This is a genomic window from Georgenia faecalis (assembly GCF_003710105.1).
Taxonomy (GTDB): Bacteria; Actinomycetota; Actinomycetes; order Actinomycetales; family Actinomycetaceae; genus Georgenia_A; species Georgenia_A faecalis.
In genome coordinates, this window is the sequence record NZ_CP033325.1 from 393,589 (window position 1) to 420,374 (window position 26,786).

A 26,786-nucleotide genomic window follows, 5' to 3' on the forward strand; every position below is an offset into this window, starting at 1 on the left:
GAAAAGTGCATCCAAATCGCACCCGGTGCCGGAATACCTCCATGTCAGCAGTTCCGCGCCCCGCCCGGGGCACACCATCGGAGGAGCACCATGCGCAAGCGCACCACTCTCGGAGGGCTCGCCGGTCTGGCCGCTCTCGGCCTCGCCACCCTGGCGGCGGCGCCGGCCGGCGCCCAGACCAGCGACACCGCCTCCCTCACCGTCCTCCACGGGGTCCCCGACACCGTCGTGGACGTGTACGTCAACGGCGCACTCACCCTCGACGACTTCACGCCCGGCACCGTGGCCGGCCCGCTGGACCTCGCTGCCGGCCCGTACACGATCGCCATCACGGCCTCCGACGCCGCGGACGACAGCGCGCCGGTCATCGGCCCGGTGGACGTCACGCTGGAGTCGGGCATGAGCTACACGGCCGCCGCCCACCTCGACACCGCGGGCGCCCCGACCGCCACCTTCTTCACCAACGACACCGCGGCGACCGCCGCGGGCGAGGGACGCCTCACGGTGCGCCACGTGGCCGCGGCTCCCGCCGTCGACGTCCTCGCCGGTGGCACGGCGGTCATCAACGGCCTGGAGAACCCGGACGAGGCGATCCTCAACCTCCCGGCCGGCACGATCTCCGCCTCGGTCGCCGCGGCCGGCACCACCGACCCGCTCATCGGGCCGGCCGACGTCACCGTCGAGGAGGGCGTGAACACCATCGTCTACGCCTGGGGCAGCCTCGACGCCGGCAACCTGGCGCTCGCGGTCCAGACCGTCGACGCCACGCACTCGGCCCCGGCCGGTGTGCCCACGGGCCTCACCGAGGTTCCCGCCGAGGCGGGCATCGGGGCGGCCGCATCGATCGCCCTCGTGCTCGCGATCGCGGCGTTCGGGGCCCTCGGCGTCCGCGCCGTCGCCACCCGGCGCTAGGCACTGCGCATGTCAGCCACAGCAGCGCGGGCAGCAGGAGCGCTCGCCCTGGCCGTGGCACTCGTCGGGGGCTGCGCGGCACCGTCCGCGCAGCCCCCGGGCGGGAGCGCCACCACACCCGCCGGGTCCACGTCGTCGGACCGCGTGGGCCCGGCGGCTCCACCCGCGCCGACGGCGGACCCCACCGGTCCCGCGCCCGCGGCGGGCATCGACGTCCCCGTGCGGGACGCCAGCCCGGAGGCCGTCCAGGCCGCGGCCGTCGTCGCCCCGGTCCGCGTCGTCTACCCGGGCCTCGAGATCGACATGCCCGTCGACGCCGTCGGCGTCGCCCCGGACGGGCAGATGGAGATCCCGCCGGATGCCGCCCGCGCCGGCTGGTACCGCTTCGGCCCGACAGCGGGCGCCGACGCCGGGGCGACCGTCATCGCCTCCCACTCCGGCTCCGAGATCACCCCGCGGGGCCCGTTCCACCGTCTCGACCGCGCCCAGGTCGGTGACCCGGTCGTCGTCGTCCTCGCCGACGGGACGGAGGTCACCTACGAGGTGACGTCCGTCGAGGGGATCGCCAAGACGGTCATCGACCTCTCCCGCTACTTCCGGCGGGACGGCGAGCCCGAGCTCGTGCTCATCACGTGCGGCGGTCGGTGGGACGACGTGCGCCAGAGCTACGACGACAACATCGTCACGACGGCTAGGCTCGCGGGAAGCTGATGTGCGTACTCACCGAGGGGGACGCCGCAGCCGGGCCGCCGAGGGGGGTGGGGGACGTCGACGAGGAGATCGAGGCGGCGTTCCGTGCCGGGCGTCCCGAGGCGGTACGCGCGGCGTACGAGCGGTGGTCGCCGCTGGTGTACACCATCGCCCTGCGTTCCCTGGGCTCGGCGCCCGACGCGGAGGACGTCACGCAGCAGGTGTTCGTCGACGCGTGGCGCAGCCGCGCACGGTTCGACCCGGACCGGGCCCCCCTGCAGGCCTGGCTGGTGGGCATCACCCGGCACGCCGTCGCCGACGCCTACGGGCGCCGGACGCGGGAGCAGCAGGTGGCCGACGCCGTCGCCGCCGTCCGCGCCGACCCGGCGCCGGAGTCCAACCCGGCACGGATGGTCGTGGACCGGGTGGTCGTCGCCGACGCGATCGACGCCCTCGGTGACCCGCAACGGCAGATCCTCAGCCTCGCCTTCTTCGAGGACCTCACGCACGTCCAGATCGCCGAACGGGTCGGGCTGCCGCTCGGCACCGTGAAGTCGCACATCGCGCGTAGCCTTCGGCGACTGCGGACTCGATTGGAGGTGGGAGATGCCGCATATTGATGACGAGACCCTCGCGCTGCGCGCGCTGGGGGAGCACGTCACCCCTGACGTCGCGGAGCATCTCGCCACCTGCGACGAGTGCCGCACGGAGCTGACGGCGCTCGAACGCGTCACCCACGCGGGCCGTTACGCCGACCGTGACCTCGTCGCGCCGCCGGCCGCCGTGTGGGACCGGATCGCGGACGAGCTCGGCCTCGAGGGGCTGGTCGACGACGGCGGCGTGGTCGTCGGCGGGGCGGTGGTCGACGGCGGCGCGGTGGTCGGCGCGACCGCGGTGGTCGACGACGGCGCGGTGGTCGACGGCGGCGCCGCACCCGTTGCCGGCCCCGCTGCGGCACCCGTTGCCGGCCGCGCTGCGGCACCCGACGCCGGCCGCGCTGCGGCGTCGCGCGCCGATGCCCCGTCCTCAGCCGGCGGCGCGTCGGTGACACCGCTCCCGCAGGTGGAGAGCCGGTGGCGGCGCAGGGTCGTGTGGGTCGCGGCGGCGAGCTTCATCGCCGGTGTCGGTGGGACGGCGCTCGTCCAGGGCGTGCTCGACCGGCCGGCCGAAGCCCCCGTCGTGGCCAGCGCCGAGCTCGACCCGTTGCCCGGGTGGGAGGGTGCCGGGACGGCCACGGTCCACGAGGTCGACGGCCGGCAGGTCCTCACCGTCGAGCTCGGGCAGAGCGACGAGGCCGGCTACCGCGAGGTCTGGCTCCTCGATCCCGAGGTGCAGCGCCTCATCAGCCTGGGCATCCTCCGCGGCGACGAGGGCGAGTTCGAGCTGCCCCCGGGGCTCGATCTCGGAGAGTTTCCCATCGTCGACATCTCGGACGAGCCCTACGACGGCGACCCGTCGCACAGCGGCGAGAGCATCGCCCGCGGCCAGCTCGCCTAGAGCCAGCCGTTCCGGCGCACCCGCTCGGGCTCGGCCATGGGCCGCGGCGACCCTTCGCGGCCGCTGTGCGCGGCGCACTGGGCAGGAACTAGCGAACTCGGCAGGAACTAGCGAACTCGGGACTTGCTCGTGCGTCGAGTTCGCTGTTGGGTGCTGAGTTCGCCAGTTCTGACTAGCGAACTCGGCATGAACTGGCGAACTGGGCAGGAAGTAGCGAACTCGGCGGTGCGCGGGGGGACGGGGGGAGGGGGTGGGACCCGGCATCTCCGCACGATCACGAGAGGGGGGGCGGTGCGGGCGCCGGGCGGGGACCCGGCGCCATCGCTCAGCTCTCCGGGACCTCGCCGACGGCATTGATCCGGTGGATGGCGACGACGATCTCGGCGTCCCGGTCGAGGTCGGCCATCCGGAAGCGCCCGCCCTCGATGCTCAGCGGTCGCACCCGTCGGCGCTGCAGCCCACCGTTCGGCCCGACGACGACGACGCTCACCGCGGAGCCGGTGCGGGCCGCCTCGCGGAGCAGCGCGACGGTGTGGACCGGGTCGGTCGCGACGACCTCCCCGGACAGCCGCCGTTCAGCGGCCTCCGCCGCGCGGGTCTGGCCCGCGCGCATCTCGGAGACGACGTCGGCGAGGTCGGCGTCGTCGAGGTGCCGCACCCCGACGGGTGCGGCCTCCGGCGTGCCGGGGAGGCGCCCGATCGGGCGCCGGACGGCGCGCCCGGTGGTCCCGGCGGTGCGCCGGCCACGTCCCACGTCGCCGTCCACGCTTCGGCCCGAGGCCGCCCCGGCGCCGGGACGGGCGGTGATGACGGCGCCGTCGGGACCCTCGAGGACGGGCGCGGCGCCGGCCAGCCGGAGCAGCTCGAGGAGCTCGGCGGGCCGCGCCGAGGAGACGAGGACCGTCGGGGCGATGGCGCGCAGGCCGACGCCGACGAGCTCGGGGTGTCCGGCGAGGGAGGCCGCGGCGACGGGGTCGAGCACCCGGACGTAGCTCACCGCGCTGCCCACCCGCACCTGCCCGTGCCGGCGCGCGGCGTCGGTGATGAGGTACTCCAGCGCCTGGGGGAGCGGGGTGCGGGACGCGGCGCGGAGCCGCTCGAGCAGGTCCGCCCCGGCCAGGCCGGCGTCAAGCGCCCGCCGGATGGAGCCCGCGGAGAACCGCACGGTGAGGGCCGCGCCGCGGCTCTCGACGTCGGCGGCCAGCGTGATGAGCTCCTCCAGCCCGGGACCGGGGCGGCCCGGGACGACGCCGGTGAGGTCGCCCTGGATGAGCAGCTCCTCGACCGGCTCCGGGAGCGCCTCGAGGAGCGCGGCGACGACGGCGGCGGTCCGCGCGGCGTCGTCCTGCCCGGTCGCGCCGGGGTCCATGACGTCGTCGTGGGGCTCGGCGTCGTCCCCGGGGCCGAGCGCGGCGCGACCGGCGGCGGTGAGGGCACCCGCCCCGATGACGCCGATGAGCTCGGCCTCGGCGAGCACCGCGGCGACGCTGGCCAGGGGCGGGGTCGCCCGCGGGGCGTGCCAGGTGAGGAGGGCGTGGAGCTGCGCGGGGGTGGGCGCCGAGCCCTCGGGGAGGTCGGCGAGCGTGGCGACGACGCGCTGGCGCAGGGTGGCCGCCCAGCCGCGCTCAAGGCCCGGCTCGAGCGCCGCGCGCAGGGCGCCGCGGTCGTTGCGGGTTCCCACGAGCCACGCGGTGCGACGCGACCGGAGCCAGCCGAGGGCCAGCTGGGCCCAGCGCTCGCCGAGCGGGAGCTCGCGCCAGTCGGTGGCGGCGGGGGTGGGCGCGAAGACGGCGCCGTCCGCGCCGTCGTCCATGGGGGCCACGAGGCCCGCGGCGCCGGCGAGCTCGGCGACGGCCGCGGCGACCGCAGCGTCCCGCTCGACGAGGGTGGCGGCCCGCTTGAGGTCGCGTGCCCCCAGTCCGCCGCCGCGCAGCGCGGGGGGCGGGTCCTCGTCCCAGGCGGTGACGAGGAGGGTGACGAGCCGGACGACGTCCTCGGCGGTGCGGGCGCCCTCGGCGGCCACGACGTCGAGACGGCGGCGCGGGATGGTGTCGGTCGACGGCGGGGCGGTGCGGACCGCGAAGATCCGGTCGCCGCGCGCGGCCAGGCCCACCTCGAGCGGGAGGACGAGCTGGGTGGGGCTGAGTCGCTGGAGGACGCCGCGCTCGAGCAGCCAGAGGGCGGCCGGGCTGGGGTCCTCGGCGCGGACGACGCCCACCGGCGGCCCCCAGGTGAGCGCCTCGAGCATGCGGGCCGCGGCCGGTGGGGCAGTGGCCATGAGCTTGGCGAGCGCACGGCTCGTCGCCGGCGGGGCGACCTCGCCCGGCAGCGCGCCGGCGCTCGGCCCGAGTCCCGCGGGGTAGGGCCCGATGGCCTCGACGACGCCGAGGACGGCGCGCCCGCCGACCGTGAGGCCGAGACGCTCGAGGTGCTCGGCGAGGGGCGCGAGCTCGGCCGCGGTGGTCTGCAGCAGCGCGGCGAGGCGGGCCGGGTCGCCGTCGGGCATGGCGGCGAGGACCGCGAGCGCCTCGACCACCTCGAGCTGGGCGGCGTCGAGGCGGGCGAGGACCCGCTCGACCGACGGGCGCGAGGCGGCCCGGGCGGCGAGCACGGTGATCGAGGACGCGGCAGGGACCGCGAGGTCGGGACGTAGGCGGAGGAGCTCGACCAGGGCGCCGTCGGGTCGCTCGGCGAGTGCGCGCGCGAGGTCCTCCGTCGTCGCGGCGGAGGTGGCGGTACCGAAGGGGGTGCCCGCAGTGCCGGCACCGCTCGTGCCGTGCGCGGCTGCGCGCTGTCCCGTGTTCATCTCACCACGCTACCGGCGCGGCGACCCTCCCGGTCACGGCGTCGTCTGCTCGGACCCGCCGGACGCCGTCCCCGGGGGCGTCGCCGACGGGTTCCCGAGGAAGTGCCGCACCTGCGCCACGGAGAGGGCGGCCGAGGGGCCGGAGGGGTTGATGTGCACCTGGGCCACCCCCGAGCGGAGGAAGAACTGGAGCAGCCACTGCACGGGGAACCGGCGGCTGCGCAGGTCCGCGCCGAACGCGGCGACCTCCGCGGGCGAGGTGAACGCCACCATGGCGGGGGCGCCGTCGCCCTGGCGCTTGGCGAACACCGGGCCCGGCCGGTCGCCCTGCGTCTTCTCGGCGAGAAAGAGGTGCGCGTCACCCTCGCGGAGGGTGTCGAAGAGCTCCTGCAGGGTGTGCTCACGGGCGAGGAGGTCCTTGACGGCGAGGCTGCTCGGCGCGGACAGGGCGTAGTTGACCTCGGACTTGCCCAGCGTGCAGGCGGGGCCGGCCGGGTCGACGACGAGCCAGGTGAGGTCGTCGTTGCTGCGGAACAGCTCGAGGACCGTCGGCGCGGACTGCGCGAGACCGAGGATCTCCGGGGGCATCCCCTCGCCGGACTTCTCGTGGAGCTTGCGCCGGAACGTCGTGAGCGCGGCATTGCTCGTGAAGGCGCCGAGCGCCCGGGAGCCGTCGGGGGTGGTGATGGTCGTCAGCCGCATGCTCGAGGGACCGCCGTCGGGGCCGGGCAGGGTGGAGCCGGTCGCGTCGAGGACGATCTGGCCGCCGAGCGCCTGGCGCAGCACGTGGAGCATCCGGTCCCGCCCGGGCTCCTCGGCGTAGGCGGCGACGGCGGCGCGCAGGACGGGGTTGTCCGGCGGACGGCGCGCGGGGCGCGGCGGGGTGGTGATGCCCCGGCGCGCCGCAGCGAGGACGTCCTCGACCGGCCCGGGGACGGAGCAGTAGTACAGCGGCAGCTCGTCGTCGTCGGTGAGGAGGTCGACCGGCGGGACGTCGTGGACGAGGTGGACGTGCACGCTCTCGAGCCCGCCCTGGAGGGCGCCCGGGCCCTGCTCGACGACGGCGAGCACGGCGCCGTCGTCGGGGCTCGTGCCGTACCGCACGGCCCACGTGCCGCGGCCGTCCGCGAAGGGGAGCGGGGTGCCGACGGTCTCGAGGACGTCGGTGAGGGAGAGCGACGCGCCCAGGCGCAGCCGCCGCCGCTGCGGCCGCGAGCCGTCCTCGGTGGGGATGCCGTCGCGATCGACGACGACGAGGATCGCCCCCGGCCGGCGCTCGCGCGGGCGGGGGGTCGGCAGCGGCGGGTTGGTCGAGGTCTCGGCGGGGGCGGCGGGGCCGGGGGTGGCGGTGGGGCCGGGGGTGGAGGCGGGCGCGGGGCTGGCGGGCGCGGAGCCGACGGCGGGGCCGGGCGCCGTGGCGGCGGGCGCGGTCGCGGCGGGGGACGCCGGGGCGACCGAGGGCGCGGCGGTGGGTTCCGCCGTCGCCCCGGCGACGGCGGGGAGGCTGAGCCCCGCCGCGGTGACGCGCTCGGCCATCCACGCGGGGACGTGCTCGGCGCGCCGGGGGTGGCGGGTGAGGAGGTGGACGAGGTCCTCCGCCTCGAGGACGTGCTCGCCCGGCCCCCACGTCGGGGGCTCCTCGTTCATGTTGAGCGTCGCGGACGCGGCGATCGTCGGCTCGGGCCAGCCCGACGCCCGCGCGCTGACCGTCGCGCTGATCCACGTGCCCAGACCCGGGCGCGCGGAGATCTCCTGCAGCTCGCGGGCGTCGCTGTAGGCGTCGGCGTCGGGCGGCAGCTCCGCCGTGCGCGCCTGGCTCGACCGTCCGCGCACCTCCGTGACCCGGACCCGTACGACGTCGCGCAAGGGGCGCAGCTCGAGGTGCATCTCGTCCCACCCCGGCTCGGCCCGCGCGCCGCGCAGCATCCATTCCACCAAGGAGCGGACGATCTCCGTCGCTCGGCCGGTCGGCTGCTCGCTCATCTGCTGGCTCCTTGGTCCCCGCAGGGACGTCGTCGGTGGGCCCTCGTCACGCTACCTGGCCCTCCAAAGGTCTGCGCAGGTCCACCACCGGACGGATAGGCTGGAGGTCGCACCACGCGCCGAGCGTCATCGGGCGCGCGGCGCACCCTGCCCGCATTTCCCTGGACAGAAGCAGAGGTAGACGTGCCTACCGGCAAGGTCAAGTGGTTCGACCCCGACCGTGGTTTCGGCTTCATCGCCGACGACGACGGCGGCGAGGTCTTCCTGCACGCCTCCGCTCTGCCGGCGGGCGTCGCCCCGAAGCCGGGGACCAAGGTGGAGTTCGGCGTCGCCGAGGGCAAGCGCGGCCCGTCCGCACTGTCCGTGCGCGTCACGGAGCCCCCGGCGTCCGTCGCGCGCGCGCACCGCAAGCCCGCCGAGGACATGGTGCCCATCGTCGAGGACCTCATCCGGGTGCTCGACCGCGCCTCCGGCGACCTGCGCCGCGGGCGCTACCCGGAGAAGGCGGGCGGGACCAAGATCGCCCAGGTCCTTCGCGCCGTCGCCGACGAGTTCGACGTCTGAGCGCCCCCCGGGTAGGTCGGCGTCCCGGTCCGGTGGTCGCCCCCGTGGGTGACCCCGTGGGTGACCCCGTCGCGGGGCGACCCGGCCGAGCGCGGCAACCTACACTGGACGACGTGCCGACCACGACGATGTCCCGACCTACCGCCCGGGCAGCCAAGGAAGCGGTCCTCACCGCTGCCGTGGACCTCGCGCGCGAAGCCGCCGTGGAGATCGCCGGACCGGGCGAGGTGGGCGAGCACCTCGCCGCCGTCGTCGACGGCGAGCGCCTCGTCACCCACCACTTCGCGAGCCTGAACCCCGGCTACCGCGGCTGGACGTGGGCAGTGACGGTGGCCCGGCCTCCGCGCAGTCGCACGGCGACCGTGTGCGAGGTCAACCTCGTGCCCGGCGACGACGCGTTGCTGGCGCCCGCGTGGCTGCCGTGGGCGGAGCGCCTCCAGCCCGGTGACGTCGGCCCCGCCGACGTGCTGCCCCACGTCGTCGACGACCCGCGGCTCGACCAGGGCTACGAGGCGACCGACGAGGACGCCGACGTGCTCGGCGACGACCTGCACTTCGAGATGGGCCTCGGCCGCGCCCGGGTGCTCTCCCGCGTCGGACGTGACGACGCGGTGACGCGCTGGTACGACGGCGAGCGCGGCCCGAACGCGGCGAGCGCCGTGGCAGCCGCGGCGCCCTGCTCGACCTGCGGGTTCTTCGTCAAGCTCAGCGGGTCGCTGCGCCGCGTCTTCGGCGTGTGCGCGAACGAGTGGTCGCCCGACGACGGTCGCGTCGTCAGCGTCGACCACGGCTGCGGCGCGCACTCCGAGACGGACGTCGCCGAGGCGAGCATGCTGCACAAGGTGTCGCCCCCGGTCGTCGACGAGTTCGACCTCGAGATCGTGGCGAGCACCCCCCTGGTGGACGAGGACCCCACGGGCGCTCCCACCGTCTAGCTCGTGATCATGCAGAAGCGCTGAGCCGGGGTGGCGCCCCGACGTCGCCTCTAGCTCGTGATCATGCAGAAGCGCTGAGCCGGGGTGGCGCCCCGACGTCGCCTCTAGCTCGTGATCATGCAGAAGCGCTGGCGTCACCGGCTCATACGGTGACATCGCTGTGGTCATGACGCTGTGGCCTCACCCGTACGCGCCTCCTGAGGCGCGCGCTGCCGGCCGTCATCGACGAGCCGCAGTGCTCTCCCGGCGTACTGCGCGCGCCACCGTGGCCGAGTTCGCAGGTTGGTGCTGACGTCGCCCCCTGCCTAGCGACATCGGCACGGACCGGCGCCCTGCGTGTGATCTACAACACACAGCACGCTGACCTTTTGGCGTCGTTCCGGCGAGGAGTAATCCCCCAAGGCTCCCGCGGTGAGCGGGATCTCGCGAAAACATCACACGGACGACGATCCGCTGATACCTTCGCGACCATCGGCCAGAAAGTTCTAGACAAACGTCTAAGGCGGACTGGCCGGTTGTCGCACGGGCACCCCGCGATCACCGGGGTGTGGGGGAGGGCGAGCGCGCAAAACGGCGCTCGTCCGGGTCAAGGAGTTCAGGGGCGGATGGGCCATTGCACATGGGTACGGGCGGGTGCTCGCGAAGCAGGGATCGCCACGGTGGCGGCCCTTGCGCTCGTCCTCGGCGTCCCCACCTCCGCAGAGCCTTCCGTTCCCGAGGCGGTCACCAGCGATCTCAGCACTGCTGCCGCCCCCCTGACGACCGCGTCAACCGGCGCGGGATTCCGCGCCGACCCGGTGGCGCCTGGCCCGACCGTCCCTAGCGAGGGCGCGACCGGTCCGGGACTCGACGAGGTCGTATCCGCGCCGGAGGCTCCCGCCCTCGCCCCGGCGCCGGTGGCCCCGGCCCCCGTGCCGGCGGCCCCCGGCCTGACGCCGAACGTGCCCGGCACGCGTCCGGCCCCGGCCACCACCCCGGCCGCCCCGGCCACCACCCCGCCCGCGCCCGGTCTGACGCCGAACGCGCCCAGGACGCCGGCGGCCACGCCCGCCCCGACATCGACTCCGGCGACCACCCCGAGGGCAGCCGCCGCGCCCGCCGCGACCGGCGTCCCGAGTGCCACCCCCCGCTACGACGAGGTCAAGCTCGTCGCCCGCGCCGGGGGCGACCGGCTGGCCGACGGCTCGGTAGCCGGCCTCCCGGGCGCGACCTTCACCTTCTACCGGACGAGCAGCACCGCGGTGACGGGCGGGACCGCCGTCGGCACCTGCACCACCGGTCGCGACGGGCGCTGCGGCGTCATCGTCGACCTGCCGTTCTCGTGGCTGGGCTACTACGGCTACTTCTACGCCGTCCAGACGGGTACCCCCGCAGGGTGGACCGCCGCGGAGAGCTGGGGCGCAGCGCAGGACCTCGTCCGCCACGCCACCGGCTACGTGCGCGGCGGCGCCACCGTGGCCCTGCCCGACGACGGCCGCGGCTGGCCGAACGTCCGCGCCAACGCCGCCACGCCGGCGCGCTGCACCCGCGACGTCGCGGTCGTCTACGACCTGTCGGGCGCGGTGACCCGCGGCGAGTCCCTCGCCGACTTCGGTGCCTACCGGGACGCGGGCCGACGGGTCGTCGACGCCCTCGAGGGCACCGCCTCCCACGTGGCGCTGTACGGATTCGCCAGCGAGGCCCCCGCGCCGGGGTTCTTCAACCGGCCGCTCCCGCTGACCTCGGTGCGGAGCCCGGCCGGCGCCACCGTCGTCCGGGCCGCCCTGCGGCTCTTCAACCCGGCACCGCTGTCGTCGACCAACTGGGACGCGGGCCTCGCGCAGGTGGCCGCCGGCGCCGACGTCGTCGTCTTCCTCACCGCCGGTGAGCCGACGGCCAGCCGCTCCGGCACCGGCGGCGCCGCCACGATGCGCACCGTCGAGGACGCAGTGGCCTCCGCCAACATGGTCAAGGCCGCGGGCGCGCACCTGGTCGCCGTCGGCGTCGGGGCGGCCCGGACCCCGGTGAACCAGCAGCGCCTGCGCCTGCTTACCGACGACACCCGCGTGACCGACGTCGCCGGCCTCGGCGACGTGCTCGCCTCGGTGGCGCGCGTGGGCTGCACAGGCACGGTCAACGTCGTCACCGAGGTCCGCCGCGGCCCGGGCGCGCGCCCCACCCCCGGCCGGGGGTGGCGCCTCACCCCGGCGGCCGCAGGACCCGGTCGCGCGCCGGTCCCGGCCGTCACGGGGGACGACGGCGCCGCGAGCTTCGCCGTCGACCTCGAGCAGGCCACCGGCTCGCGCACGCTCACCCTCACCCAGGCCTCCCGCCAGGGGTACGTCCTCGAGCCCCAGGGGGGCCAGAACGCCACGTGCACTTCCTCCGACGGCTCCCCGGTGGTGGTGACGAACGTCAGCGACGGCTTCGCGGTGGAGGCCCGGCCCGACGCCGTCATTACCTGCCGGGTCATCAACGCGGTCGTCGAACGGCCGTCGGTGACCATCGTCAAGACCTCGGCCCTCGACCCTGCGGACGGCGGCGAGCCCACCGTCACCGCCGGCACCTCCGTCACCTGGTCCTACACGGTGACGAACACGGGCACCGTCCCGCTCACCCACCTCCGGGTCACTGACGACCGCGGTGTCGCGGTGACCTGCCCACGCCAGGCCGGCGGTCCCGCCTCCGGCAACCCGATCCCCACCCTTTCCCCGGGCGAGTCCACGACTTGTGTCGCGACCGGACCCGTCACCCCCCTGCCGACGTCCTGACCGGACCCGGCCAACAGAAGGAAGAGACGATGAACAACAAGTCCAAGGGCGCCCTCGCGGGCGTCGCTGCCGTCGCCCTGCTCGCTGGCGGCTCCACCTACGCGCTGTGGACCGACGACGCGGAGGCCGACGGCGGCACCATCACCGCCGGTAATCTCGCCGTCGACCTCGTCGGCAGCCCCCAGTGGCGGGACGTCTCCGGAGTCGAGGGGCCTGATGGCGAGGGGGTAGACATCGACCTCGACCGGTTCCGTGTTATCCCCGGCGACACGATCGAGGGAACCTTCTCCATCGACGCCGCCCTCGAGGGCGACAACATGCTCGCTGAGCTGGGGATCACGCTCGGCGGCCAGGCCGTCGACGGGCAGACGGTGATGTTCCCCGCGGACATCAACGCGACCTACTCCGTCCTCGGCGCGGACGACGAACCGATCACGGGAATGACGGACATCCCGCTCGGAACGACTCCCGCGCCCCTACTCAAGCTGTGGTCCGAGGCCAGCGCGCCCGAGGACGACGCGACCGAGGAGGACGGCGCCGCATACCTCACCCTCCCCGCCAACCTGACCCCCCAGTCGACAGGTCCGGACGCCGAGCCCGCGGGCGTCGACCTCACGGTCGTCCTCACGCTCACCTTCGATGCGGACACGACCGACCGCGAGCTCGTCCAGACCGGCCTCGTGCTCCCCACCGTCGGCGTCCAGCTCACCCAGGTGCGTCCCGAGGCGGACGACGAGGCCGAGCAGGCCCAGCAGTGACCGCGGGCGGCATCGCCGCCGCCCCCGGCCGTACGTCCCGGGCGCGGCACCGGAGCACGCGGGCGGGGGCGTGGAACCGGTTCGTCGGCATCGGGTCGGCGCTCCTCAGCGTCGTGCTCGTCGTCGCGGTGCTCGCCGCGCTGGCCCTCGCGGTCGTCCCGCGGTTCCTCGGCGGGTCGGCGCTGACCGTGCTCTCCGGGTCGATGGAGCCCCTGTACTCGGCGGGCGACATGGTCGTCGTCGTCCCGGTCGACGCCGACGAGATCCAGGTGGGCGACGTCGTCGCCTTCCAGCCCGTCTCGGGCGACCCCACGCTCATCACCCACCGGGTGGTCGCCGAGAGTCTCGGCGGCGAGGGGGGCGCCATGTTCGTCACCCGCGGGGACGCCAACGGCGCCGACGACGACCCCATCGAGGCGGAGCAGATCATGGGCCGCGCGCTCTACCACGTGCGCGCGGCGGGCCACGTGGTGCTCTGGGCCGGGGACCACACGCGCACGATCGTGGCGGGCGCCGCCGTCGTGCTCCTCGTCTACGCCGCGGTCATGCTGCTGCGGCCGAGCGGACGGCGAGCTGCGCGATGACCGGATGGGACCGGGCGGCACTCGCCGGCGGTGCGGTGCTCCTCGCGCTCGCCGGGGGGATGAGCACCCATGCGCTGTGGACCAGCGGGGACGGCACGGTCCCGGGGGCCGTGACGGCCGGGGACTTCGACGTCGCTCTCGACGGCGGGGCGACCTGGACGGACATCTCGCCCGACGTCACCCCGCGCGCCGTCGACCCCGACCGCTTCCGTGCCATGCCGGGTGACGTCGTCGTCATGCGGCAGGACATCGTCACCACGCTCGTGGGCGAGAACGCCGCGGCCGAGCTCACCGTGCGGTGGGGGGAGCGGGCGGCGCAGGTGCCCGACGACGTCACCGCGACGTACCGCGTCCTCGACGCCGCCGGCGCGCAGGTGACGGCGCCCGCCGCCGTCGGGCAGAGCGTCACCGTGCCCGTGCCGGCCGCGGGGGAGAAGGCGTGGACCGTGTCGCTGGTGCTTGCCGTGGCGCCCGGCGCGCCCGCGTATGCCGCCGCCGCCCCGCCCGCCGGGGTGCCGCTCGCGGACCTCGGCGACCTCGTTCTCCAGCTCGACCAGGTCCGCGCCGGCGGGCGGTTCTCGTCGTGAGCACCACCGGCGGACGACACCGCGCCGCGCATGCCTCCCGGGACCGCGCCACGACTGCCTCCCGGCACCGCGCGGCGCGCCCCGTCCGGATGCCCCGCCCGGCCCTGGCCCGCGCGGGGCGCCTCGACGGGCTCGGTCCCCGCGGGCCGCGGGCGGTGGGGGCGGTCCTGCTCGGGGCGCTGGTCGTCGGGGGCGTCACCGGATCCGCGGCCGCGCTGTGGAGCGACACGGAGACGACGACGGGACACCTGTCCGCCGGCGTGGTGAGCTTCGCCGTCGGCCGCGTCGATGGGGCAGCGACCGGCACCGCCTCGCCCGACGGCGGGACGACCGGCCTCGCGGCGGCCGACGGTCCCGACGACGTCCTCACCGTCGGCCTCGGTCCGGCCGAGGCCACGACGCTGGTGGAGACCGGTGTGCTCGCGGTCCCGATCCGGGTCGACGCCGTCGCCCAGGGGAACCTCGGCCTGCGCTACCAGGCGCACCTGCCCCGGCCGGCGGCCGGGTCGGTCCTCGCCGCCGCCCGGCTCGCCCTCGTCCGGGTGCCCGACGCCGCCTCCTGCACGCCCGCGACCCCGCTGCCTGCGGTCGTCCCGCCGGACCCGGCGGCCGGACCGCTGGTGTCCACGCCCGTGCCCGCGGGCCCGTCCACGACGGCGGACGGCGCGACCGCACCCGTCACCGAGTACTGGTGCCTGGTCGGCCGCCTCGACCAGGTGCCCGTCGCCGGTGCGTACTCGAACACCGGCACGGTGCACGCGGACTCCTCCGCCGGCGCCGTGACCAGCAGCGACACGTGGACCGCCCGCGTGGCGGCCAACCCCGCCGCCGAGCCGCTCACCGAGCTGACGTTCACCCACGAGACCTTCCGGCCGGGTCGGTGAGCGCGACCGCCCGACGGCTCCTCCGCGCGGCCCTGGCGACCGCCGTCGTGCCCCTCGCGCTCGCGGCCGGGGCGAGCGCCGCCGTCGGCGACGTCGGCGACATCGGGGCGCGCGTCGACGGCGAGGGTGCGGAGGGCGCCGGGACCGGCGCCGTCGTCCTCGTGTGGGACGAGGACGGCACCGGACGAGGACAGGACAGCTTCGTGGGGGAGCCCGTCGCCGTGCCGGGCGACAGCACCACCCGCACACTCCGCGTGCGCAACGACGGCCCGACCGCGGGGACGCTGCGGGCGTCCGTCGTCGACGTGCGCCTGCGGGGCCCCGAGGAGGCCGACGCGTTCTACGACGACCTCCGGCTGCGGTGGCAGACCGAGACCTCGTCGGGGGAGGCGTCCTTCGCGACGCTGCACGCCACCGGCAGTACGACGATCGGCGCGGTGCCGCTCGAGCAGGGGGAGTCGACGGCCGTCACCGTCACCTACGAGCTGCCGCTGGAGGCGACGTCGGGCAACCGGTCGGACGGCGCCGTCCGGCAGGCCTCGTTCGTCGTGGCGCTGGAGATCGCCGGTGACGTGCCGTCCGCTGGGCCGTCGCCGTCGCCGTCGCCGTCGCCGTCGGCCGCGGCGCCGTCGCCCGTGCCGCCGGGGGGCGACGCGGCGAACCCCGCGAACGGTGGCCCGCCGGCCGTGGGCTCCCCGGCACCCGGGGCGCTGCCGGCCACCGGCGCAACCCGGGGGACGGGACTCGTGGCGCTCGCCGCCGTCGTCGCCGGCGTGCTGCTGTGCGTGGCCGGTCGGCGCCGCGGCGTCCACTGAGCGCAGGCGACGGCGAGCAGGGCGACGGCGAACCCGACGCCCTGCACGGGCGTCAGCGCCTCGGCGAGGACGGCCCAGCCGAGAAGCGTGGCCACGAGCGGGGAGATGAGCGGGAGGAAGGCGACCGCCCCGGCGGGCATGCGTCCAACACCGCGGAACCACAGGACGTAGGCGAGCAGGGTCCCGGCCACGCCGAGCCAGGCGTAGCCCGCGAGCGCGGGGCCGTCGAGGGCCGGGGGTGCTCCCTCGGTGAGGAGGGCGAGGGGGACGATGACCAGCCCGCCGGCGGTGAGCAGCCACCCGGCGTACGGCACCGGCCCGACGGGGCGGCCCCAGCGCTTGCTAAGGACAGTGCCCAGCGCCATGGACAGGGCGCCGCCGACGGCCGCGAGCACGCCCGGGACGCTCAGCGCGGCTCCCGGCGCGAGCACCATCAGTGCCACCCCGACGACGCCGAGCACGCCCCAGGTCAGCCGCCAGCGCGTGGGCCGCTCGCCGAGGAGCGGCAGCGCGAGAAGGGCGACGACCAGGGGGCTCAGCGCCCCGAAGATGGCCGCGACCCCACCGGGCAGGAGGTAGGCCGTGACGAACAGCAGGGGGAAGAACGCCCCGATGTTGAGGATGCCGAGCACGAGCGCCTTGAGCCACCAGCCGCCTCGCGGCAGAGCCCGGCCGACGGCGAGGGCGACGAGACCCGCGGGCAGCGCTCGCAGCGCCGCGGACCACATCGGGTGGCCGTCGGGCAGCGCCAGGGTGGTGACGACGTACGTGGTGCCCCAGGTGACCGGGGCGAAGGAGGTCGCCGCGACCAGCCCCCAGCCGGGCCCGGGGGTCGGCGCGTGCTGTGGCATCTCCGCGCTCCTTCCACGTCGAACTATTCGACATCGAACGATGTTAGGCCCCTGGTAGGTTGACGTCAAACAGTTTGATGTCGAAAGGTGGGACCGTGGCACGCGATCGGGTGAGCGACTACCTCGACCAGTGGCGGCGGGAGCGACCGGACCTCGACCCCGCCCCGATGGGCATCATCGGGCGTCTGGCCCGGGCGGACGAGGTCGCCTCCCGGGCGCTGCGCACGTACTTCGCCGAGCACAGCCTGCAGCGGGGGGAGTTCGACGTGCTCGCGACGCTGCGCCGGTCGGGGGAGCCGTTCACGCTCACGCCGGGCGAGCTCGCGCGCAGCACCATGGTGAGCTCGGCGGCGATGACCAACCGGCTGGCCAACCTCGAGGCCCGCGGGCTGGTCGACCGGCGCACCGACCCGGCCAACCGCCGCCACGTCCTCGTCGCCCTCACCCCGCAGGGCCGGGCCCTGGTCGACGACGTCGTCGCGGGGCACCTGGACAACGAGCGGCGGGTGCTCGCCCCGCTCACGGCGGAGGAACAGGAGCAGCTGGCCGGGCTCCTCGAGCGCTTCCTCGCCGGCTCCGGGGACGTCTCGCGCGCCGCCGGCGACTGACCGGCCCCCCAACACCGGCGGCACCCCACCCCCGTCGTGATCTTGCAGAAACGCCGGACCCTCCATCCGGCGTTTCTGCAAGATCACGAGGGGGTGCGCCGCCACGAGCGGCAGGGGCTACAGCGCTGAGCGCGAGGGGTCAGGACACGTCGCGGCGCGCCGTGCGCCACAGGCCGAACGCCAGCGGCAGCAGCACCCACACGCCGCAGGACGTGGCGAGCTGCGCCCACTCCTCCCCACCCATCCCGCCCTCGGTGAGCGGCGTCAGGGTGACGTTGATGTCGAGCCAGTCCGACGGCCCGCGCAGCGCTGGGACCAGCGCCGACAGGATCGTCCACAGCGTCGGGAGGGCGAGGTAGCCGACGATCGCGATGGGGGTGCTCAGCAGCGCCAGGCCGAACGCCACACCCTGGGTGACGAGGATGACGAGCGAGAGCGCCATGCCGCCGAACAGGGCCCAGTCCATCGCCCACGAGCCGTTGCCGTCGAGCCACAGCCTTCCCACGACGTTGAGGACCGCGCCGACGGCGAGGACGGCCATGAGTACGCCGAGGCCGAGGACGTTCGCCGAGACGAGCTTGGCCATGTTGACCCGCGTGCGGCGGGGCTCGAGCGCGAACGTCGTCAGGGCAGTCCGCTGGGACCACTCACTGGTCGCGGCCATGACCCCGATGAGGGGGAGGAGGAAGACCGACCCCCACGAGGACGCCAGGGTGAGCTCCTGCCAGGTGATGAACTCCCCGTCGGAGTTGAAGAGCACGAGCGCCATGATCCCCGCGGTCAAGACGACGATGGCGATGAGCAGGCCGATCCCGGCGCGGGTGTCGACCTGCTTGCGCAGCTCGACGGCGGCGAGCCGGGCGAACGGCACCGCCCGCGGCGCGGTCCGGGCGGGGCCCGCGGTCCCGGTGGTCCCGGTGGTAGGGGCGACGGCGGCGCTCATGCGGAGATCTCCTCTCGCCCGTGCTGGGCGGTCGTGTCGAAGAACAGGTCCTCGAGGGCGGCGGTGTTCGCCCTGAGGTCGGTGACGACGACGCCGGCCGCCACGGCCAGGTGCGCCACCTGCTCGGGGGACGCGGACGTCCGTACGCCTTCGCCGGACGCGGCGGCCTCGTGCCCGGCCGCGGCCAGCGCGCGGGCGAGGGCCGCGTCGTCCGTGCTGCGGGCGGTGCTGCCCGGGGCGGCGAGCAGCTCCACGACGCTGCCCTGGGCGAGGATCCGGCCCCCGCCGATGATGACGACGTCGTCCGCCACGGCCTCCACCTCGCGCAGGAGGTGGGAGGAGAGCAGGACCGTGCCGCCCGCATCGGCGAACGAGCGCAGGACGTCGCGCATCCACCGGATGCCGGCGGGGTCGAGGCCGTTGGCGGGCTCGTCGAGGATGAGCACTTCCGGCTCGCCGAGGAGCGCGTGGGCGAGGCCCAGGCGCTGGCGCATGCCGAGGGAGTAGGTACGGGTGCGCGCCTTCGCCTCCCGGGCGGTGAGGCCGACGAAGTCGAGGACCGTCTCGACGCGGTCGGGGGCCATACCGAGGAGCTGGGCCGAGAGCGAGAGCGTCTCGCGACCGGTCCGGCCGGCGTGCTGGGCCGAGGCGTCGAGCAGGACGCCGACCTGGCGACCGGGATTCGTCAGCTCCCGGAACGGGCGGCCGAGCACGGTCGCCGACCCGGACGTGGGGGTGGTGAGGGCGCAGACCATGCGCATGGTCGTGGACTTCCCGGCGCCGTTCGGACCGAGGAACCCGGTGACCCGCCCGGGTCTGGCGGTGAAGGAGACGTCGTCGACGACGGCACGCGTGCCGTACCGGCGGGTGAGGTGCTCTGCAGTGATCATGCCTTCACGATCCCGGGCGCACGCCCGCGTTCCATCGGCGCCAGGTCTCGGCCGTGTCCGCCTTTCGGTGGAGTCGTCCGCGCCCGACGGCGGAGCCCGGCTCGGGCGCCGATCCCTACGCTGGGGGGATGGACCGCAGACCTGTGCCCGCCGACCTGGGCGCGAGGGGCGGTGCCACGGTCGGGCGCCCGCCGCCCGCGCCCCCGCGCCTGCGTCCGTGGTCCCGCATCTGGCGCTACCTCGCCGCCCTTGGCATCGGCCTCCTCCTGTGGGCCGTCGCGGTCGACGACCTGACGAGGCCGGTGGCGGAGGGGAGTCCGGCGTATCCGGGCGCCGCCGACGTGCTGCTCTTCCTCGACCTGGTCGCGGGCCTCCTCGCGCTGGCCCTGCTCCCGCTGCGTCGCCGCCATCCCCTGCTCACCGCGGTGCTGACCTCCGCGCTCTCGTGGGTTTCGGCCTTCTCCGTCGGCCCGGCGGCGGTGGCCACGGTCTCGATGGCGACGTGGCGGCGGTGGTGGTGGGTGGTCGTCGTCGCCGTGGTGTGGGGCGGGGCGGGGGCGTTCTACGAGGGCGTGCTCCTGCCCTACGTCAGTGCGCGCGAGCTCGACCGGGCCATGACGATCGCCTCCCTGGCCATCGGCCTCGCCGCTGGCGCGATCTGCGTGGCCACCGGGTCATACATCGGCGCCCGCCGGGAGCTCATCGCCTCGCTCCAGGAGCGGGCCGACACGGCCGAGCGGGAGCAGGCGTTGCGCGAGGAGGCCGCGCGCGAGGCGGAGCGCACCCGGATCGCCCGCGAGATGCACGACGTCCTCGCCCACCGGATCTCCCTCGTCGCCCTGCACGCCGGGGCGCTCGCTTACCGCACCGACCTCGGGCCCGAGGAGACCGGCGAGGCGGCCCGCGTCATCCAGGACAACGCGCACCGCGCGCTCGGGGAGCTCCGGCAGGTGCTCGGCGTGCTGCGCGCCGGGGCCAGCGGCCCGACGGCGGACCGGTCCGGTCCGGTGGGTTCGCCCGGTCCGGGGGCGGAGTCGACGGGCTCGGTCGCGCCCGCGGTCGCCGGGACCGGTGCGGTCGCCGGGACCGGTGCGGTCGCCGGAACCGGTGCGGTCGCGGGGACCGGCAAGGACGCCGGGGCCGCAGGCGCGGCCCTCGCCCCGGGGTGGGAAGACGCGACGGCGGACCATGCTGCGGAGCCACCGCAGCCCACGCTCGGCGACCTTCCGGACCTCATCGCCGACACCACGGGCACGGGCACGTCGGTGCGCCTCGACGTCTCCGCGCTCCCGGGGGGCGACGCCGCGGTCCTGCAGACGCTGCCGGTGACGACCTCACGCACGGCGTACCGGATCATCCAGGAGGCGCTGACCAACGCCCGCAAGCACGCCCCCGGTCGACCGGTGGAGGTCCGGCTCGGCGGTGCGCCCGACGGCCTCCTCACCATCGACGTGCGCAACCCGCTCTCCGCGCCGCCCGAGCGCGAGACGGCCGGTGCGCGCGTGCTCGCGGGCGGCCCGAGTGCTCACGGCGCCGCTCGTGGGCCCGACGGCGGGGCCGTGCGCGGGCACGCCACGCCCGGGCACGCCACGCCTGGCGCCGGCGTCGGCCTGACCGGCCTCACCGAGCGCGCGCACCTCGTCGGCGGGCTGCTCGAGCACGGCCTCGAACCGGACGGCACCTTCTCCGTGAGAGCGTGGCTGCCGTGGGAGGAGGACGCATGAGCGAGGACGGGACATCGGCGCCGGTGCGGGTTGCCGTCGTCGACGACGACCCCCTGGTCCGCGCCGGCCTGCGGATGATCCTCGGCGGTGACCCGGCGATCGCGATCGTCGGCGAGGCGTCCGACGGCCACGAGGCGCTCGACCTCGTCGAGCGGGAGCGCCCCGACGTCGTCCTCATGGACATCCGGATGCCGCGCCAGGACGGGCTGGTGGCCACCCGGCGGCTGGGCGAGCGTGGGTCGAGCGCCCGCGTCATCGTCCTCACTACCTTCGACACCGACGAGATGGTGCTGACCGCGCTGCGCCACGGCGCCGCCGGGTTCCTCCTCAAGGACACCCCGCCGGCGGACCTCGTCGACGCGGTGCGGCGCGTGGCCCGCGGCGAGCCGATGCTCTCCCCGAGTGTCACCGCCCAGCTCATCGCCGCCGTCGCCCAGCCCCGCGACGACAGCCGCGAGCGGTCGGCGCGCGAGCGGCTGGACCGGCTCACCGAGCGGGAGCGCGAGGTGGCGGTGGCGATCGGCCGGGGGCTGTCGAACGCTGAGATCGCGCGCGAGCTCTACATGGGCGTGGCGACGGTGAAGACGCACGTGGCCCACCTGTTCACCAAGCTCGACGCGACCAACCGCGTGCACATCGCCCGCTGCGTCCACGACGCGGGCCTCGTCTGAGCGCGGCGCGGGGTCGGGCCCCGGCTGGGGGGTCAGGCTCCGCCGTCGGGCTCGCCCACCCTTGACGACTCGCGCACCTCGAAGATCTGGCCGTTCCGCGGGAAGCCGGGCAGCGCCGTCGGCTTGGGCTCGCCCATGCCCCAGCGGGCGTCCCGCTCCGCGGGGTCGACGACGATCTCCGGCCAGCGCATGGGCACGCCCGCGGCGGCCGTGGGCTGGGGGTCGTCCATGAGCTGCACGTGGAGGTGCGGCTCGGAGGTGTTGCCGGTGTTGCCCACCTGGGCGAGCACCTGGCCGGCCGCCACATGCTCGCCGGGGCGGACGACGGCGGACCCGTGGCGCAGGTGGCCGTACGCCGCGTAGGTCCCGTCGTCGTGCTCGACGACGACGTGGTTGCCCATGATCTTGCGCGCGCCGGCGAGCTCCCGGATGAAGCCCTCGAGCGTCATCATCCACAGCACCCCCGGCCACGTGTCCCGCGCGCGGTGGTCGCGCTGGCCGTCCTGCGCGTGCACCACGGTGCCGGCAGCCATGGCGTGCACCGGCGCCCCGAACGTCGGGTAGGTCTCGGGCCGGCGCATGACGAACGACCAGCCCATCGACGGCGGCGCGTCGGTGGACGGCTGGAGCAGGTCGACGGCGTACTTCTGCCCGTAGGCCTTGACGCCGTGGCTCGGCACCGCGGAGCCGGGACTGTTGAGGGCCACCCAGCGCCCCCGGACGGGCGGGGCGACGTCGACCGGGCCACGGTCCGTCGCGGGTGGCCGGACGAGCGCGAGCGCGAGCGACCCGACGATGATGAGGAACGGGTACGGCTGTGGAATCTCGAGGACGAGGTTGGCAAGGATGGCGACGACGAAGAGTCGCCACCACCAGGTCTGCCCGCGGGCGATCGTGCGCTTCATCGTCGGCCTCCGAGGATGGTGGTGAGCAGGGGGACGACCCGGGCGACGGGCACCTCGTAGCGGCCGCCGCCGACGGCGCGGAGCCAGCCGGCGGAGATGAGCGGGCGCAGGTGGTGGTACACCTGACCGCTCGTGCCGACGCCCTCGGTCTCGGTGAGCTCGTGGACCGTGCTGGCACCGGCCAGCACCCGCTGGAGCAGCCGCAGGCGCACCGGGTGCGCCAGGGCGGTGAGCGTCTCGGCGGTCTCCGCCCAGTCGGCCTCGAGGAGGTCGCCCGTGAGCGCGCCCTCCTGCCACTCGGCGGCGCGGCCGTCGGGCAGGGCGACGGTCCCGGTGATGAGCACGGCGCCCGGCGCCCCGACCCGGGCGTGCAGGCCGGCGAGCGCCCAGAACACCTCGGGGTCGGGCATCGTGCTCGCGGTGCTGGAGGCAGTTCCCGGCTGGGCGCTTCCCGGCTCGGCGTCGCCTGGCGGGGCAGCGGTCGGTGCGCCGTCATCCAGACGGGCCTCGAGCGCGGCGACGCGGCGTTCGAGGTCGGCGAGGCGGGCGTCGTCGGGCATGGCGGTTACGGTACTACGTAATTACGCAATCCGTAGTGCAAGGCTAGGCTCGCTGCCGTGGGACTGGCCGGGGTGCGTGCGGACGCGCCGTTCGTGCTCGCGTTCGAGGACGTACCCGCGGCGACCCCGCTCCTGCCCCTCGTCCGTGCCGAGCGCGCGGAGCTCGCGGCGGTGCTCGGCGCCGAGGTCCGCTTCGGGACGGCCGCGGACCCGTGGGAGCAGCGCTGGGTAGCGCGGGTCGACCCAGCCGCGCCGGTGGCGCGGCTGGAGTGGGACGGCCGCACCCGCGAGCTCACCTCCGTCCTGCCGACGCCGGGGGAGTTCGGCGTCGGACTCCACCTCCTCCACAGCCTGGCCCACGCCGCGGACGACGTCGTCGAGCACCGCCCGTGCCGCACGTCGGCGGAGGCGTTCGACCGGATCCGCGACGAGGTGGCGAACGTCTACCCCTCCTTCGCGCTGCGGGGGCTCGACTGGGAGGCCATCACCGCGCGGCACGCCCACGTCCGCGACCTCACCGGCGAGGCGTTCGAGCGCGGCGCGCAGGCGTGGGTGGCCGAGCTCGGTGACGCCCACACCCACCTCTTCCGATCCGACGTCGCGCGCTGGCACCCGCCGTACCTCGCGCGGATGGCCGACAACGGCGCCCGGCTGCTCCACGTGCCGGCGGACACCGCCGCGGCGCGGGCGGGGGTCGGGCCCGGGTGGGTGGTCGACGTCGAGGACCCGGCCGACTGGCTCCGGCGTACCGGCGCGAGCCCGCAGCACCGCGACATGATCGCCGCCCGGCGATTCCTGGCCATGGCCGCACCGGCGCGCCGCTTCACCGCCCGGGGACCTGGTGGGCGGACCGTCGCGTGGACGGAGGAGCGGGCGGCCCGTGCCGCGCTCGAGCGGACCCCGGACGGCTTCCGGCTGCACACGTTCACCCGCGCCGTCGTCGCCGAAATCGACGCCGTCCTCGCCGAGCTGCGCGGCCGGCCGCGGGTCACCATCGACCTGCGTGGAAACGTCGGCGGCGACGTCCTCGCCGCGATGGAGCTGCGCACCCGCTTCCTGCGCGGGCGCACCCACCTCGGCGCCGTCCGGTTCAGCGACGGGCGCGGCGGCCTCGCGGGCCCGGTGGCGCTGCACGCCGACCCGCACCCCGAGCCGTGGGCCGGGGAGGTCCGGATCCTCATCGACGCGATGACCTACTCGGCGAGCGAGGACTTCGTGCTGGGGCTGCAGGGGCTCGACCACGTGCGGGTCGAGGGTGAGCCCAGCGGCGGGGGCAGCGGCCGCCCGCACGTCCGGCGGGTCACCGACACCCTCGACCTGTCCGTGAGCACGGCGCTCACCTTCGACCGCACGGGGCGGTGCATCGAGTACCACGGCCTCCCCGTGGACGGCCCGGCCTCGGGCTGACGCCGTCGGGAGCTACAGGCGCAGGGCGGCGCGGGCGATGGTCCGCACCGCCGGGAGCATCTGGTCGAACGAGCGCTGGTAGACGGAGGCGTCCCGGCGGTAGGGGTCGACGACGTCGTCGTGCTCCTCCGGCACGGGCGCGCGCCGGGCGGCGGCGAGGGGGATGAGCGCGGAGAGCCGCTCGGCGGGGGTGGCGTCGGGGCCGGCCGCGGCATCGAGCTCCTCCCGGGGCACGTGCTCGGTGAGCCGGGCGAGCTCGCGCAGGGTGAAGGTGCGCCGGACCGCGCCGGGGAAGAGGTCGACGACGTCACCGCGGTGGGCGCGGGTGAGGGTGAGGACGAGGTCGGACTCGCGCACGAGGTCGGGGGTGAGCCGGCGGGCGGCGAACTGCTCGGTCTCGACGTCGAGGCCCTCGAGCAGGGCGGCCATCGGCGGCTGGATCGGCTCGCCGACCAGGGCGCCGGTGCCCGCGCTGGCGACCTGCACACCGCTCTTCGCGCCGAGCGCGCGGCGGAGGAGGCGCTCGACGGCGGGGGAGCGGCACACGTTGCCGGTGCACACGGCCAGGACGGCGAAGGCATCGCCACCGCGGTACGTCATGAGGTCCTCCTGCGCGTCGGTGCGGTGCCCGCGCCCGTGCGGTCGCACCGTCCCCGACAGTCTGCCAGCCCGGCGCGCGCCCCCACCCGTATTGATGATCATGCAGAAGTGCGGGACTCGGCGGCCCCGAAGCGATACCCCCGGCGGCCCGGGGCGCTACACCCGGCGGCCCCGGGTGCCACCCCAGGCCCGAGTTGATGTGTACCTAGATACAGAGCAGACTTAGATACATGACCGAACCGGAGTGGCCACCGCTGTGGGTGCGGGCCAGCCTCGACCTGGCCGTCCTCGGCTGCCTGCTCGACGGTCCGCTCCACGGGTACGGCATCGCCCAGCGGCTTGAGGCGCGAGGCTTCGGCCGCCTCAAGGGCGGCTCGCTGTACCCGGCGCTCAGTCGTCTGGAGGACGCCGGCCACGTCGTGACGACGTGGGAGCAGGGCGAGCACGGCCCCGGACGCAAGGACTACTCCATCACCGACGGCGGGCGGGAGTACCTCGACGAGGGACTGGCCGCGTGGCAGAGCCTCACACGCGCCCTCGACCCCACGAAGGAGCACCGATCATGACCACCGGAGATCGACCGACCCTGGCCACGCTGCCGGCCGCCTTCGAGCGCGCCCGCGGCGATGCCGCCGACAGGGCCTGGGCCGAGCGCGTCATCGGCCGCTTCTCCCTGGACGGCGTCAACCGCACCCTCGTCGCCGACGAGCTCACCGGCGTCCTCGCGCTCGTGCGTGAGTCCGGCGAGGGCCCCGCAGAGCTCTTCGGCGAGCCCGCCGACTACGTCGAGACGCAGACCGACCAGTGGCGGGCCGGCGGCGCGCCGCTGGAGCCGGCCGAGCCGAGCACGAGCTGGTGGGACGTCCCGGGCCTGGCCGCGGCCGTGGCGAGCGTCGTCGCCGTCATGCTCGCGATCCTCGAGGTCGCCGCGGGCAACTGGACGACCACCTACACCCTGGGCAAGGTGCTGCTGCCGGCGTTGACCGGAGTGACGGCCCTCGTGTCCATCACGACCTTCGAGACGCTGCTCATGCGGACCCGCCGCCGGTGGGCGATCGCCGGCGCGCTCGCCGTGGCCGGTGTCGGCGGATCGGCCATCCTGGCGGCCGTCGTCCTCGGCAACGACCACCCGGTCCTCACCGGATCCGTGGGGTGGTACGCCGCGCTGGTCGCCGTCCACGTCCTCGCCGCCGTCGCCCTCTTCCGTGTCGTGCCCGACGGCGACGCGGTCCGCGCCCGACAGCGGGCGCCGGGCGTTCCCGCCCCGGGTCGGGCCACGCCGGACGACGGCGGTGCCTCGCCGGCCACCGTCCTCTCCGACGACGAGTGGGCTGCCCAGCTGGCCGGCGTCCTGCGCCTTCGCGTGGAGATGCCCGAGAGCGCGGTGCGCCAGACCATCGCGGAGGCGCGGCAGCACGCCGCGACCAACGGGACCAGCCTGGCTCAGGAGTTCGGTCCGCCCCGCGCGTACGCCTCCCGGTTGCCGCGATCGACGTCGGGCAGGCGGACCTGGGAACGCTGGCGCCGCGCCGCATGGGCGGTGGCGGTCCCGGTGTCCGGCGTCCTGGCGTTCGAGGGGCTGCGGCACGGGTGGGAGTGGGGCAACGTGCGCTGGGTCATGGTCATCGTCTTCGCGGCCGCGTGCGTCACCGTCGCGGGGTTCCTCCGCGACAGGAGGCCCAGCGCCTGAGCCCTCTCGGGGCGCACGAACCCCGCGGCCGCTCCCGGTGATCGCGCAGGCACGCCGGCTCGGTTGGCGGCGCTCAGATCAGCTCCATCACCGGCCCGTCGTGCACGGCCCGGTAGGTCGCGTTGCGCAGCGCGTTGGCCTAGCTCTTGCGCGGCGACGACGGCCGCTCGAC

General features: G+C 75.6%; 25 protein-coding genes. 17 read left to right on the forward strand and 8 right to left on the reverse strand.

All coding sequences use genetic code 11. The features are described 5' to 3' along the window. Positions 1-90: 90 nt before the first annotated feature. From EBO36_RS01605 to EBO36_RS01620, 4 genes are read left to right on the forward strand one after another with little or no spacing between them, the layout of a single operon-like run. Entirely contained in the window at positions 91-912 is an 822-nt protein-coding gene (locus tag EBO36_RS01605) for a DUF4397 domain-containing protein (RefSeq protein ID WP_122823078.1), read from the forward strand. Positions 913-921: 9 nt separating this feature from the next. Continuing rightward, positions 922-1,623 carry a class F sortase gene (locus EBO36_RS01610; protein WP_122823079.1) on the forward strand — a complete coding sequence of 234 codons (702 nt, stop codon included), beginning with the start codon at positions 922-924 and terminating at the stop codon, positions 1,621-1,623. After that, positions 1,623-2,222 carry an RNA polymerase sigma factor gene (locus EBO36_RS01615; RefSeq protein ID WP_122823080.1) on the forward strand — a complete coding sequence of 200 codons (600 nt, stop codon included), beginning with the start codon at positions 1,623-1,625 and terminating at the stop codon, positions 2,220-2,222. Before EBO36_RS01610 ends, EBO36_RS01615 begins: the two co-directional genes overlap by 1 nt. Then, the gene (locus tag EBO36_RS01620; protein ID WP_122823081.1) at positions 2,209-3,099 is read left to right on the forward strand and encodes an anti-sigma factor; all 891 of its coding nucleotides are present in this window, start codon (positions 2,209-2,211) and stop codon (positions 3,097-3,099) included. The genes EBO36_RS01615 and EBO36_RS01620 overlap by 14 nt, the downstream gene beginning before the upstream one ends. A gap of 325 nt (positions 3,100-3,424) precedes the next feature. Here EBO36_RS01620 and EBO36_RS01625 read toward each other — a convergent pair whose 3' ends face one another. Next, positions 3,425-5,905: a helicase-associated domain-containing protein gene (locus EBO36_RS01625; RefSeq protein WP_122823082.1), complete on the reverse strand. Its 2,481-nt coding sequence runs from the start codon at positions 5,903-5,905 to the stop codon at positions 3,425-3,427. Positions 5,906-5,938: 33 nt separating this feature from the next. Continuing rightward, entirely contained in the window at positions 5,939-7,888 is a 1,950-nt protein-coding gene (locus tag EBO36_RS15825; RefSeq protein WP_122823083.1) for an SseB family protein, read from the reverse strand. Between the two features lie 183 nt (positions 7,889-8,071). Here EBO36_RS15825 and EBO36_RS01635 point away from each other — a divergent pair, with 183 nt between their 5' ends. From EBO36_RS01635 to EBO36_RS01665, 7 genes are all read left to right on the forward strand, one after another. Then, the gene (locus EBO36_RS01635) at positions 8,072-8,452 is read left to right on the forward strand and encodes a cold-shock protein (RefSeq protein WP_122823084.1); all 381 of its coding nucleotides are present in this window, start codon (positions 8,072-8,074) and stop codon (positions 8,450-8,452) included. 113 nt (positions 8,453-8,565) lie between these two features. Then, complete coding sequence (locus EBO36_RS01640; protein ID WP_277602251.1) at positions 8,566-9,387, forward strand: DUF3027 domain-containing protein; 822 nt, start codon at positions 8,566-8,568, stop codon at positions 9,385-9,387. 941 nt (positions 9,388-10,328) lie between these two features. Next, positions 10,329-12,137, forward strand: coding sequence for a DUF7507 domain-containing protein (locus EBO36_RS15830; protein WP_164471278.1), 1,809 nt, complete (start codon positions 10,329-10,331; stop codon positions 12,135-12,137). A gap of 29 nt (positions 12,138-12,166) precedes the next feature. After that, complete coding sequence (locus tag EBO36_RS01650; protein ID WP_122823086.1) at positions 12,167-12,895, forward strand: alternate-type signal peptide domain-containing protein; 729 nt, start codon at positions 12,167-12,169, stop codon at positions 12,893-12,895. Beyond that, positions 12,892-13,479: a signal peptidase I gene (locus EBO36_RS01655; RefSeq protein ID WP_164471279.1), complete on the forward strand. Its 588-nt coding sequence runs from the start codon at positions 12,892-12,894 to the stop codon at positions 13,477-13,479. Before EBO36_RS01650 ends, EBO36_RS01655 begins: the two co-directional genes overlap by 4 nt. Next, positions 13,476-14,066 (forward strand): alternate-type signal peptide domain-containing protein, encoded by a 591-nt coding sequence (locus EBO36_RS01660; RefSeq protein ID WP_122823088.1) that lies wholly within the window; start codon positions 13,476-13,478, stop codon positions 14,064-14,066. The genes EBO36_RS01655 and EBO36_RS01660 overlap by 4 nt, the downstream gene beginning before the upstream one ends. After that, positions 14,063-14,950, forward strand: a complete 888-nt coding sequence (locus tag EBO36_RS01665) for a hypothetical protein (RefSeq protein WP_164471280.1) — start codon at positions 14,063-14,065, stop codon at positions 14,948-14,950. Before EBO36_RS01660 ends, EBO36_RS01665 begins: the two co-directional genes overlap by 4 nt. Positions 14,951-15,428: 478 nt before the next feature. Here EBO36_RS01665 and EBO36_RS01670 read toward each other — a convergent pair whose 3' ends face one another. Further along, on the reverse strand, positions 15,429-16,616 hold the full coding sequence (locus tag EBO36_RS01670; RefSeq protein WP_122823090.1) for an EamA family transporter: 1,188 nt from the start codon (positions 16,614-16,616) through the stop codon (positions 15,429-15,431). A gap of 95 nt (positions 16,617-16,711) precedes the next feature. Here EBO36_RS01670 and EBO36_RS01675 point away from each other — a divergent pair, with 95 nt between their 5' ends. Continuing rightward, complete coding sequence (locus EBO36_RS01675; protein ID WP_244925332.1) at positions 16,712-17,224, forward strand: MarR family winged helix-turn-helix transcriptional regulator; 513 nt, start codon at positions 16,712-16,714, stop codon at positions 17,222-17,224. Positions 17,225-17,363: 139 nt separating this feature from the next. Here EBO36_RS01675 and EBO36_RS01680 read toward each other — a convergent pair whose 3' ends face one another. Both EBO36_RS01680 and EBO36_RS01685 read right to left on the reverse strand, forming a co-directional pair. Next, positions 17,364-18,167, reverse strand: coding sequence for an ABC transporter permease (locus EBO36_RS01680; protein WP_122823092.1), 804 nt, complete (start codon positions 18,165-18,167; stop codon positions 17,364-17,366). Beyond that, entirely contained in the window at positions 18,164-19,057 is an 894-nt protein-coding gene (locus EBO36_RS01685) for an ABC transporter ATP-binding protein (RefSeq protein WP_122823093.1), read from the reverse strand. Before EBO36_RS01685 ends, EBO36_RS01680 begins: the two co-directional genes overlap by 4 nt. Positions 19,058-19,185: 128 nt before the next feature. On the opposite strand from EBO36_RS01685, the gene EBO36_RS15565 reads away from it, so the two are divergent. Further along, a complete protein-coding gene (locus EBO36_RS15565; protein ID WP_122823094.1) occupies positions 19,186-20,781 on the forward strand; it encodes a sensor histidine kinase in 1,596 nt (531 codons plus the stop codon). Then, complete coding sequence (locus EBO36_RS01695) at positions 20,778-21,452, forward strand: response regulator (RefSeq protein WP_122823095.1); 675 nt, start codon at positions 20,778-20,780, stop codon at positions 21,450-21,452. Before EBO36_RS15565 ends, EBO36_RS01695 begins: the two co-directional genes overlap by 4 nt. 32 nt (positions 21,453-21,484) lie before the next feature. Here EBO36_RS01695 and EBO36_RS01700 read toward each other — a convergent pair whose 3' ends face one another. Both EBO36_RS01700 and EBO36_RS01705 read right to left on the reverse strand, forming a co-directional pair. After that, positions 21,485-22,357 carry a M23 family metallopeptidase gene (locus tag EBO36_RS01700; RefSeq protein WP_122823096.1) on the reverse strand — a complete coding sequence of 291 codons (873 nt, stop codon included), beginning with the start codon at positions 22,355-22,357 and terminating at the stop codon, positions 21,485-21,487. Next, positions 22,354-22,917, reverse strand: coding sequence for an ArsR/SmtB family transcription factor (locus EBO36_RS01705; RefSeq protein WP_122823097.1), 564 nt, complete (start codon positions 22,915-22,917; stop codon positions 22,354-22,356). Before EBO36_RS01705 ends, EBO36_RS01700 begins: the two co-directional genes overlap by 4 nt. Positions 22,918-22,974: 57 nt before the next feature. On the opposite strand from EBO36_RS01705, the gene EBO36_RS01710 reads away from it, so the two are divergent. After that, entirely contained in the window at positions 22,975-24,324 is a 1,350-nt protein-coding gene (locus EBO36_RS01710) for a S41 family peptidase (RefSeq protein WP_164471281.1), read from the forward strand. A 12-nt stretch (positions 24,325-24,336) separates the two neighbouring features. On the opposite strand, the gene EBO36_RS01715 is transcribed toward EBO36_RS01710, so the two are convergent. Continuing rightward, positions 24,337-24,972, reverse strand: a complete 636-nt coding sequence (locus EBO36_RS01715; protein ID WP_244925333.1) for an arsenate reductase/protein-tyrosine-phosphatase family protein — start codon at positions 24,970-24,972, stop codon at positions 24,337-24,339. A 182-nt stretch (positions 24,973-25,154) separates the two neighbouring features. Here EBO36_RS01715 and EBO36_RS01720 point away from each other — a divergent pair, with 182 nt between their 5' ends. Both EBO36_RS01720 and EBO36_RS01725 read left to right on the forward strand, forming a co-directional pair. Next, complete coding sequence (locus tag EBO36_RS01720; RefSeq protein WP_122823099.1) at positions 25,155-25,490, forward strand: PadR family transcriptional regulator; 336 nt, start codon at positions 25,155-25,157, stop codon at positions 25,488-25,490. Further along, on the forward strand, positions 25,487-26,614 hold the full coding sequence (locus tag EBO36_RS01725) for a hypothetical protein (RefSeq protein WP_122823100.1): 1,128 nt from the start codon (positions 25,487-25,489) through the stop codon (positions 26,612-26,614). Before EBO36_RS01720 ends, EBO36_RS01725 begins: the two co-directional genes overlap by 4 nt. Positions 26,615-26,786 lie beyond the last annotated feature (172 nt).